Raw genomic sequence first — 14715 nt, forward strand, 5'->3', positions numbered from 1 at the left:
GTCAAATATCAGTTTCAGTATAATTAAGGTTTAAAGCTGATAATTTCCTGGTTTAGAATAATGGATATTGGGTTGTTTTCTTCATGTCAGTGTAAACTGTAAGAAAACATATCTTTCTTAGAGTGAATTGTGCAGTTTTTTATATATGAAATCTGAAATGTGTCGATCGATTTCGATGAAATAACTATCGAAATTCATGTTTGTGCTAGAAATTGTCCTATATCGGGTGGCGAGTGTCGCCGGGCGGGTGGCGATGAAAGAGAACTGCCCATGGTGCAAGAACTCAAACATTGAAGGTCGGGAAGTGGTCTCGCAGATGCGACCCACCAGCATATCAAGATGACGGTGCCGCTATCTCGATCTTTTTTCCGTCCCGAAGCCTGCCGGAGACATACCAGCCGTCCCATTGGGAGAATTGCTCGAATACTCTCTTGTATCCCTTGCTCTCCAGCAGCCCTTGTATCGCTTTTTCCGTCTTTGGATTGTTCTCTACCGATATGAGATCGAATTTCCGGTCGAAGCTGTAGGCGGACAATATGTCCAGCTCGCTGCCTTCCGTGTCGATCGACAGATAGTCTACGGTGGGCGGTGCCTGATATTTTTCCAGCAGATCGTCCAGGGATATGGTTTCCACCTGGATGTGCTTTCCCTGGCTGCGAACGTCGGAGAAGTGGTCGCCCTTGGCGAAATCGGCGATCGCGCTCAGTTCGGGATCGGATTCATCGGTCGCGATAAACGTGACAATCTCGTTGGATTTCGAAGAGACGCATTTGTGCTCGATAGCGGCTGTTCTGTTGGCCGCGAGATCCGCGTGCCAGATTGGATTGGGTTCGGCCAGGATACCGTTCCAGTCGAATTTCTTTTCGAGCAGCCAAGTATTGCTGTTTTTCAGTCCATTGGTTGAACCGAATTCCACGAAAAACCCGTTTCTCTTTTCCGACAGCTCAAAACAGACCCATAAATCCTGCATGATCTGGGCTTTGGACCGCTCCCTCCTTGATAAGCAATAACTAATAAATCTGACGTCTTCATTCAAGATGATGTCTGATATCTGGGGCCGGTTCAGACGAATGGCATTGAATATCATTCTCTGCATAGATTTATTGCTGTGAAATCTATCGAAAATAGCTGCCATGCTGGAAAAAGTAAGTTTTCTTACATCGAACATTCTGACTATCCAGATGAGATTATAAGTCAGATCAGACTAAAGTAACTTTACGTATCGATCAATACTTATGCGCGACAATCAGGGCGCGGGCAGCTCTCATAGCGTGCGCAAAGCAAAATCAGGTGGGCAGCTGTTATCCAAGGCCGTCGTTGCGCCTCGCCCGAAAACGGGCAAGGCGCCTTATCCCTGGAGATTACATTGGCAGCGGATACACCCGATGCACTTTCTCGATCTCTGCCAATACTTCTTCCGACAGCGTCACGTTGGCTGCGCCGATATCGGTCTCGAGTTGGGCAATCGACGTTGCGCCGATGATGACGGAGGCCATGAAGGGCTTGGTGAGACAATAGGCGATCGCCAGCTTCGACGGGTCGAGATTGTGCTTGGCGGCGATCTCGAGATAGGCCTTGACCGCCGGTTCCTGCAACGGCTGCAGGCGGCCGCCGATGTCATGGTTGATGGAGCCGCGCGAACCGGCCGGGCGCGCGCCGCCGACATATTTGCCGCTGAGGATGCCGCCGGCGAGCGGCGAATAGGCGAGAAGGCCGACATCTTCATGATGCGACAGCTCGGCGAGATCGAGATCGAAGTGCCGGTAGAGCAGGTTGTATTCGTTCTGCGTCGAGACCACGCGCGGCAGGCTCTTCTGCTCGGCGAGCGTCAGATACTTCTGGATGCCCCAGGTCGTCTCGTTGGAAAGGCCAAGCGCACGAATCTTGCCGGCTTTCACCAGCTCGCCCATCGTCTCCAGGATGTCGGTGATGTTGGCGACCACCTTCTCGCGGTCCTGGGTGAAGGGGTTGTAACGCCAGTTCTGGCGGAAGTGGAAGTGGCCGCGGTTCGGCCAGTGCACCTGGTAGAGGTCGATATAGTCGGTCTTCAGCCGCTTCAGGCTGCTGTCGATCGCGGCGCGGATATTGGCGGCATCGGCGCCCTGGCCGTTACGCAGATAGTCGCGCCCGGGGCCGGCGACCTTGGTGGCGAGAACGACATCCTTGCGCCTGCCGGTCTTTTCGAACCAGGTGCCGATGTATTCTTCGGTGCGTCCTTGAGTCTCCGCGCCGACCGGCGTCGTCGGGTACATTTCGGCGGTATCGAAGAAATTGACGCCCTTTTGCAGGGCATAATCCATCTGTTCATGCGCCTCGGCTTCGCTGTTCTGCGTGCCCCAGGTCATCGTGCCCAGGCAGATCTGCGAAACGGAAATGTCGGTGCGGCCTAAATTCTTATACTTCATGGGAAAACCTTGCGGATAACGGGAACGTCTCTAAGGGGAAGGTCGAGCGAATTTAGGCTCGAATTGAGCAAGCGCAAGAAGAAAATTGGTGCATTTCGCAAACGCAAAAGCCGTTGGCTGCGGGGCTTGCGCTATTGACTCCACCGCAAACAATGTCATTTGGGAACGAAACGACGCCATAGGAAGCCTAATATAATGACTGTAGCCTTTACATTTCCCGGCCAGGGCAGCCAAACTGTCGGCATGGGCAAGGACCTTGCAGACAATTTCGCCGAAGCGCGCGCCGTCTTCGAGGAAGTTGATGAAGCGCTTGGTGAAAAGCTCTCCGACGTCATCTTCAATGGTCCCGAGGACAAGCTGACGCTGACGGCCAACGCCCAGCCGGCGCTGATGGCCGTGTCGATCGCCGTCATCCGCGTTCTGCAGGCACGCGGCCTCGATCTGAAGAGCAAGGTCGCCTACGTCGCGGGCCATTCGCTCGGCGAATATTCGGCGCTGTGTGCCGCCGGCACGTTCTCGCTTGCCGATACGGCGCGGCTGCTGCGTATTCGCGGCAATGCCATGCAGGCGGCGGTTCCGGTCGGCGTCGGCGCCATGGCGGCAATCATCGGCCTCGAACATGCCGATGTCGTCGCTGTCTGCACGGAGGCGTCGGTCCTTGGCGCCTGCCAGATCGCCAACGACAATGGCGGCGGCCAGATCGTCATTTCCGGCGAGAAGGCCCCGGTCGAGAAGGCTGCTGAACTGGCAACCGCCAAGGGTGCCAAGCGCGCTATCCTGCTGCCGGTCTCCGCACCCTTCCATTCCTCGTTGATGGCGCCCGCCGCCGAGGCGATGCGCGTGGCACTCGCCGACGTCGCGAAATCCAATCCGATCGTGCCGCTCATCGCCAATGTGCGCGCTGCTCCGGTTACGGACGCCGGCGAGATCGCCAATCTGCTCGTGGAGCAGGTCACCGGCCAGGTACGCTGGCGCGAGACGGTGGAATGGTTCGCCGCCCATAACGTGACAACATTGTATGAGATCGGCGCCGGCAAGGTGCTGACGGGACTTGCACGGCGCATCGATAAATCGGTGAACGGCATCGCGGTGAATTCGGCCGCCGATATCGATACCGCGCTCGCAAGCCTGCTTTAAGAACATTACGGAACGAGGAACACCACATGCTTGATTTGACCGGCCGCAAGGCCCTGGTAACCGGTGCTTCGGGTGGTATCGGCGAAGAGATCGCAAGGCTGCTGCACAAGCAGGGCGCCATCGTCGGCCTGCACGGTACCCGCGTCGAGAAGCTTGAGGCGCTGGCTGCCGACCTTGGCGACCGCGTCAAGATCTTTCCGGCCAACCTGTCCAATCGCGAAGAGGTCAAGGCGCTTGGCGTCAAGGCGGAAGAAGAGCTCGGCGGCGTCGACATCCTCGTCAACAATGCCGGCATCACCAAGGACGGTCTTTTCGTACGCATGAGCGACGAGGACTGGGATAGCGTGCTGGAAGTCGATCTCACCTCCGTCTTCTTGCTGACGCGGGAGCTGACCCACCCGATGATGCGCCGCCGCTATGGCCGCATCATCAACATCACCTCCGTCGTCGGCGTCGTCGGCAATCCCGGCCAGGCCAACTACTGTGCGGCCAAGGCCGGCATGGTCGGCTTCACCAAGTCGCTGGCGCAGGAAATCGCGACCCGCAACGTGACGGTCAATTGCGTCGCTCCCGGCTTCATCGAGAGCGCCATGACCGGCAAGCTCAACGACAAGCAGAAGGAAGCGATCATGGGTGCCATTCCCATGAAGCGCATGGGTAACGGCGCCGAAGTCGCATCGGCCGTCGCTTATCTTGCGTCTTCCGAGGCAAGCTACGTCACCGGCCAGACGATTCACGTCAATGGCGGCATGGCGATGATCTGAAATGGAAAAGTCCGTTGGCGGGAATTTTCCCTCCAATAGCATGTTGAGCAACGCAGAACCGGCGATTTTCTGGCTTTGCGACGGACTTAAACCGTGTTAAGCGGGCCATGACTGTGAACAGTCGCCCCGAAAATGCAGAAGGACTGTGCCGCGTATAAGGTGGCCGGGCCGGATCTCAGGGCGGGGTTGAACAGATTTGCCAGCGGCGCCAATAGGGGCGTTGCAGGCTTTGAACAGGGTAGGGATGTCAGACGACATTCTGATCAGGATATAAGGTCGAGGAAACCGACATGAGCGATATCGCAGAACGCGTAAAGAAAATTGTTATTGATCATCTTGGCGTTGACGCCGACAAGGTTGTTGAAGGCGCTAGCTTCATCGACGACCTCGGCGCTGACTCGCTCGACACCGTCGAACTGGTCATGGCCTTCGAAGAAGAATTCGGCGTTGAAATTCCCGATGACGCAGCTGACTCGATCCTGACGGTCGGCGACGCGGTAAAGTTCATTGAAAAGGCCCAGGCCTAATCATTTGCACTTTCTGATGGGCGGGCTCTCTGAGTCCGCCCTATTTCGTCCGGCGATGCCGGGCGCTTTCTATTCATACGCATGGCATAAGAGGACGGGGGTCTGCAGGCGATGAGACGTGTCGTTATCACGGGTACCGGCATGGTATCACCTTTGGGCTGTGGCACGGAGGTGTCCTGGTCGCGCTTGATCGCCGGACACAACGGCGCGCGTCTGGTAACGGAATTCGAGGTCGAAGACCTCCCCGCAAAGATTGCTTGCCGCGTTCCGGTTGGTGATGGCAGCGACGGCACCTTCAATGCCGACGACTGGATGGAGCCCAAGGAACAGCGCAAGGTCGATCCTTTCATCATTTACGGCATGGCAGCGGCCGACATGGCGCTGGCTGACGCCGGCTGGCATCCGACGTCGGATGAAGACCAGATCGCCACGGGTGTCATGATCGGCTCGGGCATCGGTGGCCTGGAAGGCATTGTCGAGGCCGGCTATACGCTGCGCGACAAGGGTCCGCGGCGCATTTCGCCCTTCTTCATTCCAGGGCGCCTCATCAATCTCGTTTCCGGCCAGGTCTCGATCCGCCACAAGCTGCGCGGTCCGAACCACGCGGTCGTCACGGCCTGTTCCACCGGCGCGCACGCTATCGGCGATGCGGCCCGCCTGATCATGCTCGGCGATGCCGACGTCATGGTTGCCGGCGGCGCCGAAGCTCCGGTTTGCCGTATCTCGCTTGCCGGCTTTGCCGCCTGCAAGGCGCTGTCGACGGAATATAATGACAATCCGCAGAAGGCGTCCCGCCCCTACGATCGCGACCGCGACGGTTTTGTCATGGGCGAGGGTGCCGGTATCGTCGTTCTGGAAGAGCTGGAACATGCCAAGGCGCGCGGCGCCAAGATCTACGCCGAAGTGGTCGGCTACGGCCTTTCCGGCGACGCCTATCACATCACCGCGCCGTCCGCTGACGGCGAGGGTGCGTTCCGCTGCATGACATCGGCCCTGAAGCGCGCTGGCCTGACGCCGGCTGACGTCGACTATATCAACGCGCATGGCACCTCGACCATGGCCGACACGATCGAGCTCGGTTCCGTCGAGCGGCTGGTCGGCGACGCCGCGCCCAGGATCTCGATGTCCTCGACCAAGTCGGCGACCGGCCATCTTCTGGGCGCTGCCGGCGCGATCGAGGCAATCTTCTCCGCGCTTGCCATTCGCGACAATATTGCGCCGCCGACGCTGAACCTGGACAATCCGGAGCGCGAAACCGCGATCGATCTCGTCCCGCACAAGGCTCGCAAGCGGGAGATCAATGTCGCATTGTCGAACTCCTTCGGGTTCGGCGGTACGAATGCGTCACTTGTCCTGCGGCGCTATCAGGCATAAGAAATTGCGCATATAAGTCCGAAAGGCGGAGGTGCTTTTCGGCAAGATTATGCGCCGCCCTTGAATGTTACCGCGTCTTTCGCGCATCCCGGATGCGTTCGCGGTAATGTCTGATCGGTCGAAAGCGGAGCTCCACCGGGCTCCGCTTTGTTTCCAGAACCTGCTTTTTGCCGCATTGCTTGGCCAAACAGCAGGCGACGACAAAATGAAGGGATTGCCGGTGAGCGATACGAATCAGAGCAACGGAACTCCGAACGGGCAGAAGGGGCCGATTATCCCGAAATCGGCCAACGAGGCGCTGCGTCCGGAGCGTGTTCCGGATCCGCCGAAGCGCTCCCGCAAAGCCCGCAGCCAGATGGTGATCTTCCTGAATTTTTTGATGACGCTGGTGGTTTTCGTCATCGTTCTCGCGATCATTGGTGCCTATTATGCCATCTCCGCCTATCAGAGCCCTGGCCCGCTGGCGACCAACAGCAACTTCATCGTGCGCAGTGGCGCTGGCCTTGCCGAAATCTCCAATCGGCTCGAAGCCAACAACCTCATCTCCGACGCCCGCATCTTCCGCTATATGACGGCTACCAATCTGCATGACGGAGAGACCCTGCGGTCCGGTGAATATGAGATCAAGGCCGGCGCTTCCATGAAGGACATCATGGAGCTGCTGAAATCCGGCAAGTCGATCCTTTATTCGGTCACCCTGCCGGAAGGGCTGACGGTGCGCCAGATATTCAACAAGCTGCAGGCCGACCCGGTGCTGGAAGGCGAATTGCCGTCGGCGCTGCCGGCCGAAGGCAGCCTGCGGCCCGACACCTATAAATTCACGCGCGGCACCAAGCGGACGGAGATCGTTCAGCAAATGGCTGGCGCGCAGGAAAAGCTGGTCGACCAGATCTGGCAGAAACGTGATCCGAACCTGACGCTTGCCAACAAGCAGGAATTCGTGACGCTGGCTTCGATCGTCGAGAAGGAAACAGGTCTGGCGGATGAGCGCGCCCATGTCGCCTCCGTCTTCCTGAACCGGATTGGCAAGGGCATGCGTCTGCAATCCGACCCGACGATCATCTACGGTCTCTTCGGCGGTGATGGAAAGCCGAGCGACCGCCCGATCTTCCAGTCGGATCTGAAGAAAGAGACAGCCTACAACACCTATATCATCAAGGGTTTGCCGCCGACGCCGATCGCCAATCCGGGCAGGGATGCGCTGGAAGCCGTTGCTAACCCCTGGAAGACGCAGGACCTTTATTTCGTCGCCGATGGCACCGGCGGGCATGTCTTTGCCGCGACGCTGGAAGAGCACAATGCCAACGTCAAACGCTGGCGCAAGCTCGTGGCGGAGAAGGGCGAGGACCCGAGCGCGATCGCGGTCGACGGTCAGCCTGACGATGGCGCCGCCACCACCACAGGTTCCGGCACACAGCAGAAAAAGAAGACGAACTGATCCTCGACCTGCACCGTGCTTTCTATGGGACGCACGGGCGGACTCACTTTACAATCATCCGCAATGCGCTGATTTTCGGCGGATGACGGACTAGAATCATCGGAGGCTTGCATGGTGCTGCAGTCCATGACCGGTTTTGCCCGGCGTGAAGGAACGAGCGGGCGCTCTCGCTGGGCATGGGAGCTGCGGTCGGTCAACGGCAAGGGCCTCGACGTCCGCCTGCGCCTGCCGCCTGGGCTGGAGCGCCTGGAAACCGATGTGCGCAAGCTGATCACCGACCGGTTTTCGCGTGGCAATCTCCAGGTTGGCCTTTCCGTGTCCGTCGATGAAAGCCGGGTCGAAGCCGTCGTCAATCAGGGTGCGCTGGCGACCGTGCTGGCGCTGCGTGATCAGCTTACAGGCGTCATTGATCCTGCGCCGCTGCGGCTGGACACGCTGCTCGGCATCCGAGGGATCGTGGAGTTCAAGGAAGCCGAGGAGAGCGAAGAAGCGCTCGCAGCGCGCGACGCCGACATCATGGCGGGTCTTGAGGCGGCACTTGGCGATCTCAGCGAGATGCGCAGCCAGGAAGGCCGGGCACTCGGCCAGATCCTGCTCGGTCACGTCGCCACGATCGAGACGCTGACGGCAACGGTGGAGCTCGACCCTTCGCGTTCGCCGCAGGAGATTGCCGCGAAGCTTACCGCACAGGTCTCCATGCTCCTCGACGGTGCCGCCAGCCTCGATCGCGACCGGCTGCATGCCGAGGCTGCGCTGATCGCCACCAGGGCCGATCTGCGCGAGGAGATCGACCGGCTGAAGGCGCATGTCGTGGCCGCTCGCGACCTCATCGCCAAGGGTGGTCCGGTCGGACGCAAGCTTGATTTCCTTGCACAGGAATTTAACCGGGAATCGAATACTATCTGTTCGAAGTCGAATTCCGCGGCGGTCACCGCCGCCGGTATCGAATTGAAAGTGGTCATCGACCAGTTCCGCGAACAAGTCCAGAATTTGGAGTAGGCCATGAAGCCGGTGATATCCACATCCATTCCAATTGCCCGTCGGGGGCTGATGTTGGCTATTTCCTCGCCGTCGGGCGCGGGAAAGTCGACCATCGCCCGCACTCTGCTCGACACCGACAAGCATGTCGGCCTTTCCGTCAGCGTCACGACACGGCAGCGTCGGCCGAGCGAGATCGCCGGCGTGCATTATCATTTCGTCTCGCAGCGGGAGTTCGAGCGGCTTCGTGATTCCGATTCGCTGCTCGAATGGGCCGAGGTGCATGGCAATTTCTACGGCACGCCGCGCGAGCCAGTGGAAACGGCGATGGCCGAGGGCCGCGACATGCTCTTCGATATCGACTGGCAGGGCGCGCAGCAGCTTCAGGAGAAGATGCCCGCCGATGTCGTCTCCATCTTCGTGCTGCCGCCGACCATGACGGAGCTGCAATCGCGCCTGCACCGTCGCGCCGAGGATTCCGAAGAGGTGATTGCCACGCGGCTTGCCAATTCGCGATCGGAGATCGCCCATTGGCGTGAGTATGACTACGTTATCATCAACGACGACCTGAATGCCGCCTTCGATGCGGTTCAGTCAATCGTCAAGGCCGAACGCCTGCGCCGCGACCGCCGTCACGGCATGTTCGATTTCGTACGTGGTCTCCTGGAAGAAACGCCGAAGCTCTGATCCCGATCAGAAGCTCTGATCCAATCAGAGGCAATTCGCCAGCCTGCAGAACTCCTCGACGGAGAGCGTTTCAGCGCGCCGTTGCGGGTCGATATCGGCCTTCTGCAGCAGGGTTTCGCCGCCGAGCGGCTTCAGGCTTTGGCGCAGCATCTTGCGACGCTGGCCGAAGGCTGCTTGCGTCACCTTTTCCAGCTTGTCGACGGAGCAAGGGATCGGGTTCTCCCTGGGCGTCAGATGCACCACCGTCGAGGTTACCTTCGGCGGTGGCGAGAAGGCTTGGGGCGAGATATCGAAGGCCATGTGTGCCTGCGTACGCCAGCCGCAGAGAACACCGAGACGGCCATAGTGATCGTCATCCTCGTCGGCAACGATCCGCTGGCCGACCTCTTTCTGGAACATCAGCGTCAGCGATTGCCAGAAGGGCGGCCAATGGCCCGGCAGCAGCCAGTTCACCAGCAATTGCGTGCCGACATTGTAGGGCAGGTTGGCGATGATCTTCACCGGACCTTCCGACGCCATGCCCGCGAAATCCGTCTTCAGCGCATCGCCTTCGATGACCTCCAGCCGGCCGGGATAGTGATCGGCGATTTCGGCAAGCGCCGGCAGGCAGCGCGCGTCGCGCTCAATAGCAATGACCTTGGCGGCTCCGAGCGCCAGGATGGCGCGTGTCAGCCCGCCTGGTCCCGGTCCGACTTCGAAGACGGTGACGCCTTCGAGCGATCCGGCGGTACGGGCGACCTTCTGGGTCAGGTTGAGATCGAGCAGGAAATTCTGGCCGAGTGCCTTGCGTGCGTCGAGGCCATGGCGCTGGATCACATCGCGAAGCGGGGGCAGACCGTCGAGTGCAGCCATCAGCGAATGCTTCCCGTTGCGCGGCTGATCTCGCTTGCCAGCCTGAGGGCGGCCACGAGGCTGTCCTCCTTGGCGACGCCCTTGCCGGCGATGCCGAAGGCCGTGCCATGGTCCGGCGAGGTGCGGACGAAGGGAAGGCCGAGCGTGACATTGACGGAATCGTCAAACCCGAGCGCCTTGGCCGGGATCAGGGCCTGATCGTGATACATGCAGATAGCGACGTCATAGCGACGGCGTGCGTCGTCATGGAACATCGTGTCGGCGGGAAGGGGGCCGAAGGCATCTATGCCTTCCTTACGCAGCACCTCGATCGCCGGGCGGATGATCTCCTCATCCTCCTTGCCGATCGCGCCGTTCTCGCCGGCATGCGGATTGAGACCGGCGACCGCCAGTCGCGGCTTGGTGATGCCGAAGCGGGTTCTAAGATCGTGATCGGTGATCCGGCAGGTCTCGATGATGAGATCGGCCGTCAACGCCGCTGGCACGTCCTTCAGCGGGATATGAATGGTGACGGGTATGGCCCGCAGTTTCGGCCCGGCCAGCAGCATCACCGGCATCACCGGCTTGCCTGTTGCGCGAGTTGCCAGATCGGCGAGGAATTCGGTATGGCCGGGAAAGCCGAAGCCGGCATCGTAGAGAACCGATTTGGCGATCGGATTGGTGACGACGGCGGAGGTGTCACCGTTCATGGTGAGCGAGACCGCCGTTTCTATGGCGGCGATGGTGCCCTTGGCTGTCGCGACATGCGGTTCGCCCGCGATCACCGTCGCGCCGGCGGCGATCGGCAGCACCGGCAGGGCTGCGGTGAAGACGCCGCAGGCTATCGAGGCGTCCGCTTCCCGCAGGGGCACGTCGAGGTTCAATTGCAGGGCGCGCGCGGCAAGGACGTTCGGATCGCCGAGAAAGAGGAAGGGCGGCAGAGAAAGCTCGCCGCGACGGAGCCAGGCGGCGAGCGTAATGTCAGGTCCGATACCTGCCGGGTCCCCTTGCGTCAGCGCGAGGGGGCGGGAAGAGTGCTGCGGCATCGCGGCGATCAGCGATACAGGATCTGCGCCTTGGAGCGCAGTTCGTCCATATACTTCTTGTCGTTGGCGCTGATGCCCTGTGCACCCGCCTTGCCGATGTCTTCCGCGCGGAAGACGGCTGCTGCGGCAACGTCGTCATTGACCTGGCGCTGTGAGCAAATGGCGACATACTCGACGCCGCGATCGGTTACGACTGGGGTGGTCGTATTGCCTTTTGCCTGTTCGAGCAGCGGCTTCCAGATTTCAGGCAGATCGGGGGCCAGCACGCGGCCGAGATCCTGGACGGAGACATCACGCATGGTCGCGGCAAAGACCTTCGCCTGATCGCAACCTGGGAACTTGGCCCGCGAGGCTTCCGCCTCGGACTTGCGCTGGTTGAGGATGGCATTCCGCTTCGCTTGCGGAACGACGAAGACGATCTGCTTCAGGAAGTATTCCGTGGTGACCGGTTTCGTCTTGTTTTCCGTCATACGGGTCACGAGGTCATCATTCGACAGCTTGTTGCCACCGCTCGAGCCGAAGCGGGCATTGACGACGCGCGGCCAGCTCATGGAGACGGCGATATAGGATTTGAAGTGATCGACGCCGACGCCCATCTTGTCGAGGATCTGACCAAGCTGCTGCGGCGACATCTTGTTGCTCGCGGCGAAGCGGCCGAAGGCGCTGTCGACGTCTGACGTCGATACCGACATGCGTACGCGGGAGATTTCAGCGCGCTTCAGCGTCTCGTCGACAAGCTGTTCCTGGGCCAGCTTGTTGAGGTCGCCCTTCTGGTGCTGCAATTTGAGGAAGTTGATACGTTTGGCGATATCGCCCGAGGTGATCACCGAATTGTTGACAACGACCTTCACCTCGCTTGCTGCGAAGGCAACATCGCTGCTCGGCATGGCGAACGTGGCCATGATCAGCGCCGCGGCTCCGAATAGCACAGCGCGCATCGGTGTCTTTTCAGAGAACATCAATTACCCCTTCCCAAAGGTCCTTATCCGCACTGCGTCACATCGGGACGCCGTTCGCGCAATACGGCAATTTTGCGCCACATGTCTACAACAAGCACGACGAATTGCAAAATCCTTGCGGCGAAACAATGACGCGGAGGGGAGTGGAAGCCGGTTTCAAACAAAAAGGGCCGGCTTGTGGAGCCGGCCCTTTTTTGAAGTTTGATAGATCAGAACGTGGCGTCCTGGGTGTTGCCGAGATTGACGTCGCCGAGCGTGCGGAACGTGATTCGGGCCCCGATCGACCAGTCGCTTGCCGAGGCGCTCGTCGAATCCTTCTTGTTCAGGAAGGAAACGCTGAAGATCGTGCATTCGTCCTCATAGGAGAGGCCAACACCCTGGCGAGTGATCTCGCTATCGTTGATGTCATAGTTCACCGTACCGAACACCGACCAATATTCCTTGAACTTGATCTGAGCGCGCGTCTGGATTTCATCCTGATCCGAGGTGAAGCCATATTGCGGCTGCGCGGCAATGTGGGTGTAGGTCGCCGTGGTCTGGAAGACATCGTTGGCGAAGCCGACCGTAGTATCGCCGCGACGGAACGCGAAATCCTTTTCGTCGAAACGATAGGACTGCGAAAGCGAGAAGCCCTGCGGCGTGGTGAGGCCGAACATGGTCACATAGTCGGAACGGGCGGTTTCAAGCCCCGAATCCGTGCCGACGCCGGCAAGATCAGTCTCTGCGAAGGAGTTGCGGCCGGCAAGCTGGAAGGACTGGCCGAAGATATGCTGCAACTTGTAGCCACTGTCGAAGCTGCCGGTGTAGCGCCAACCGACGTTGGCGCGTGTGCCACCTTCGACGCGGTCGAAACCGGAGAACTTGTCGCGATCGAACAGATTGGTCGCATCGAAGACAAAGCTCTGGGCATCCTCATTCGGCAATTGCCCGGCAAGCTGCTCGTCCGGACGCACATAGAGCTGTGCGATCGGCTCGAACACATGCGTGCTGTTGCTGGTGGTGATGAGGAAGGGATACTTCGCTTCAAGACCGGCCGTCGCCATACCACGCGTGGCATAGTCGCTCGTGTCGTAATTGCCGGAATAAGTACCGGCTCCAGGCGCATCCATGTCCAGGCCATAGACGTCACCTCGCAGTGCGGCCAATGGCGTCAACACCAGACCTTGATCCGTGGTGAAGGTACGTTGCCACTGCACCTCGGTGCTGAGACGCGTATAATCTCCGGAAAGACCGAGATAGCGGTCGTTCAGGCTGGAGTCGCCGAGAGTATTGGTGGCGTCGAGCACCGATGTCGTATCACGCGACAGGCGCGTGAAGTTCATGGTCGCCGACAATTCGCCGCCATAGACCGACTTCGGATCGACATAGTGATAGTCGATGCTCGGGTAGACGACCGCCTGTTGCTTCGTAGCGGTGTCGTTATTGTCGGAGTCCTGGACCTGGTAGTAGAAGGCGCGCATATCGAAATAATTGCGCTTGCCGAGACCGGTCAGGTAGGCCTGGTTGGTATGGGTGCTCTGGTTGAGACCATCCAGCCCATAGGTGCGCGAGAAGTTGTTGTCGCTCTGCGCCATGACATCCCAGCCGAAGGTCCAGCGAGGATTGATCCTGAAATCCGCCTTGGACGAGATCATGCCGCGAGTCTTGTGCTCGGCATCGGTGGTTCCGGACGTGAAAGCACTGGGATCCATCTGGTTGATGCCGGCGACGCGCAGAGTATGCGTGCCGTTTTCAAGGCGTTGCCGGAATTCACCCTCCAGCAGCAGACCCTGGTTCGTGTAGCCGGTGGCGCTGATCGTGGCGTCCATGCTCGGCGAGATGACGTAATAGTACGGAACCTTGAGACCGAAGCCGAGGTGCTGGGAAACACTCATCGACGGGAACAGGAAGCCGGACTTGCGCTTTACCGTGTTGTCGGGAACTTCGATCCACGGAATGTAGGCGATCGGATGGCCGAACAGTTCAAAGCGGGCATGCTCGAGGCGGACGGTATGCGTCACGCCGTTCTGCACCACGCGCTGCGCCTTGACCTGCCACAACGGCGCTCGGCCCTGTTCGGAGCAGGACTGACAGGCCGTATAGACGCCCTTCGTCAGAATCATCTGCGTACCGCCGACACGTTCGCCCTTTTCGGCGGCCATGCGGGTATTGTCTGGCATTTCAATGCGCAGGGCATTGACGAAGCCGTCGGAGAAGCTGTCGGTGACATCCATTTTGTCACCGTACATGCGATTGCCGTCGGGGCTGATCAGCTCGACATTGCCGATTGCCGTCATCCGACCGGACTTCTGATTATACTCAACCTTCTGGGCGACCATTTTGTAGCCGCCATAGTTGATCTGCACGGCACCGGTGGCGGTGACGATCTGGTTGTCCTTGTTGTAGACCAATTCGTTGGACGAAAGGATCAGCTTGGAGCCGTCGGGTACGTTGACCTTTACGGGAGCGGTCGCAGCACCGGCGCCGCCATTGTTGTTGGTAGCCTGGGCGTAAGCTACGACCGGGCTCATGATATACGCGCATGTAGCCGTGCCCGTAATAAGGGCAGCCACAAACTTCCTGATACTCT

The 14715-nt window shown here is 59.5% G+C and carries 13 protein-coding genes; 7 read left to right on the forward strand and 6 right to left on the reverse strand.

The window, feature by feature from the left end; translation table 11 throughout:
* Positions 1–334: 334 nt before the first annotated feature.
* Together RRH01S_RS05250 and RRH01S_RS05255 are read right to left on the reverse strand one after the other, a co-directional pair.
* Positions 335–1168 (reverse strand): FkbM family methyltransferase, encoded by an 834-nt coding sequence (locus tag RRH01S_RS05250; RefSeq protein ID WP_007692986.1) that lies wholly within the window; start codon positions 1166–1168, stop codon positions 335–337.
* Between the two features lie 193 nt (positions 1169–1361).
* A complete protein-coding gene (locus RRH01S_RS05255) occupies positions 1362–2405 on the reverse strand; it encodes an aldo/keto reductase (protein WP_012651189.1) in 1044 nt (347 codons plus the stop codon).
* Between the two features lie 195 nt (positions 2406–2600).
* On the opposite strand from RRH01S_RS05255, the gene fabD reads away from it, so the two are divergent.
* The 7 genes from fabD to gmk all read left to right on the forward strand — a co-directional run bounded on the left by fabD (position 2601) and on the right by gmk (position 9310).
* Positions 2601–3542 carry an ACP S-malonyltransferase gene (fabD, locus tag RRH01S_RS05260; RefSeq protein ID WP_007702482.1) on the forward strand — a complete coding sequence of 314 codons (942 nt, stop codon included), beginning with the start codon at positions 2601–2603 and terminating at the stop codon, positions 3540–3542.
* 26 nt (positions 3543–3568) lie between these two features.
* A complete protein-coding gene (fabG, locus tag RRH01S_RS05265; RefSeq protein ID WP_007702484.1) occupies positions 3569–4306 on the forward strand; it encodes a 3-oxoacyl-[acyl-carrier-protein] reductase in 738 nt (245 codons plus the stop codon).
* 290 nt (positions 4307–4596) lie between these two features.
* The gene (locus tag RRH01S_RS05270; RefSeq protein WP_003502080.1) at positions 4597–4833 is read left to right on the forward strand and encodes an acyl carrier protein; all 237 of its coding nucleotides are present in this window, start codon (positions 4597–4599) and stop codon (positions 4831–4833) included.
* A gap of 111 nt (positions 4834–4944) precedes the next feature.
* Entirely contained in the window at positions 4945–6207 is a 1263-nt protein-coding gene (fabF, locus tag RRH01S_RS05275; protein ID WP_034518822.1) for a beta-ketoacyl-ACP synthase II, read from the forward strand.
* Positions 6208–6427: 220 nt separating this feature from the next.
* Positions 6428–7645 carry an endolytic transglycosylase MltG gene (mltG, locus tag RRH01S_RS05280; protein ID WP_012651191.1) on the forward strand — a complete coding sequence of 406 codons (1218 nt, stop codon included), beginning with the start codon at positions 6428–6430 and terminating at the stop codon, positions 7643–7645.
* A gap of 111 nt (positions 7646–7756) precedes the next feature.
* Positions 7757–8644 carry a YicC/YloC family endoribonuclease gene (locus RRH01S_RS05285; RefSeq protein WP_007702508.1) on the forward strand — a complete coding sequence of 296 codons (888 nt, stop codon included), beginning with the start codon at positions 7757–7759 and terminating at the stop codon, positions 8642–8644.
* Positions 8645–8647: 3 nt separating this feature from the next.
* Positions 8648–9310, forward strand: coding sequence for a guanylate kinase (gene gmk / locus RRH01S_RS05290; protein WP_007702513.1), 663 nt, complete (start codon positions 8648–8650; stop codon positions 9308–9310).
* Between the two features lie 24 nt (positions 9311–9334).
* Here gmk and rsmA read toward each other — a convergent pair whose 3' ends face one another.
* The 4 genes from rsmA to RRH01S_RS05310 form a co-directional block, all read right to left on the reverse strand.
* Positions 9335–10162 carry a 16S rRNA (adenine(1518)-N(6)/adenine(1519)-N(6))-dimethyltransferase RsmA gene (rsmA, locus tag RRH01S_RS05295; protein ID WP_007702516.1) on the reverse strand — a complete coding sequence of 276 codons (828 nt, stop codon included), beginning with the start codon at positions 10160–10162 and terminating at the stop codon, positions 9335–9337.
* The gene (gene pdxA, locus RRH01S_RS05300; protein ID WP_007702517.1) at positions 10162–11187 is read right to left on the reverse strand and encodes a 4-hydroxythreonine-4-phosphate dehydrogenase PdxA; all 1026 of its coding nucleotides are present in this window, start codon (positions 11185–11187) and stop codon (positions 10162–10164) included. Before pdxA ends, rsmA begins: the two co-directional genes overlap by 1 nt.
* Positions 11188–11195: 8 nt before the next feature.
* Positions 11196–12146 carry a SurA N-terminal domain-containing protein gene (locus RRH01S_RS05305; RefSeq protein ID WP_007702518.1) on the reverse strand — a complete coding sequence of 317 codons (951 nt, stop codon included), beginning with the start codon at positions 12144–12146 and terminating at the stop codon, positions 11196–11198.
* Between the two features lie 209 nt (positions 12147–12355).
* Complete coding sequence (locus RRH01S_RS05310; protein WP_178128595.1) at positions 12356–14656, reverse strand: LPS-assembly protein LptD; 2301 nt, start codon at positions 14654–14656, stop codon at positions 12356–12358.
* Positions 14657–14715 lie beyond the last annotated feature (59 nt).

Source organism: Rhizobium rhizogenes NBRC 13257 (genome assembly GCF_000696095.1).
GTDB classification, from domain to species: Bacteria; Pseudomonadota; Alphaproteobacteria; order Rhizobiales; family Rhizobiaceae; genus Rhizobium; species Rhizobium rhizogenes.

Excerpts from the sequence above, each read along its gene's own strand:
- RRH01S_RS05285 (WP_007702508.1), top strand. The coding sequence starts at position 7,757 with ATGGTGCTGCAGTCCATGACCGGTTTTGCCCGGCGTGAAGGAACGAGC.
- gmk (WP_007702513.1), top strand. The coding sequence starts at position 8,648 with ATGAAGCCGGTGATATCCACATCCATTCCAATTGCCCGTCGGGGGCTG.
- RRH01S_RS05250 (WP_007692986.1), bottom strand. The coding sequence starts at position 1,168 with ATGTTCGATGTAAGAAAACTTACTTTTTCCAGCATGGCAGCTATTTTC.
- rsmA (WP_007702516.1), bottom strand. The coding sequence starts at position 10,162 with ATGGCTGCACTCGACGGTCTGCCCCCGCTTCGCGATGTGATCCAGCGC.
- fabG (WP_007702484.1), top strand. The coding sequence starts at position 3,569 with ATGCTTGATTTGACCGGCCGCAAGGCCCTGGTAACCGGTGCTTCGGGT.
- fabF (WP_034518822.1), top strand. The coding sequence starts at position 4,945 with ATGAGACGTGTCGTTATCACGGGTACCGGCATGGTATCACCTTTGGGC.
- RRH01S_RS05270 (WP_003502080.1), top strand. The coding sequence starts at position 4,597 with ATGAGCGATATCGCAGAACGCGTAAAGAAAATTGTTATTGATCATCTT.
- RRH01S_RS05305 (WP_007702518.1), bottom strand. The coding sequence starts at position 12,146 with ATGTTCTCTGAAAAGACACCGATGCGCGCTGTGCTATTCGGAGCCGCG.
- RRH01S_RS05310 (WP_178128595.1), bottom strand. The coding sequence starts at position 14,656 with ATGAGCCCGGTCGTAGCTTACGCCCAGGCTACCAACAACAATGGCGGC.
- fabD (WP_007702482.1), top strand. The coding sequence starts at position 2,601 with ATGACTGTAGCCTTTACATTTCCCGGCCAGGGCAGCCAAACTGTCGGC.
- pdxA (WP_007702517.1), bottom strand. The coding sequence starts at position 11,187 with ATGCCGCAGCACTCTTCCCGCCCCCTCGCGCTGACGCAAGGGGACCCG.
- RRH01S_RS05255 (WP_012651189.1), bottom strand. The coding sequence starts at position 2,405 with ATGAAGTATAAGAATTTAGGCCGCACCGACATTTCCGTTTCGCAGATC.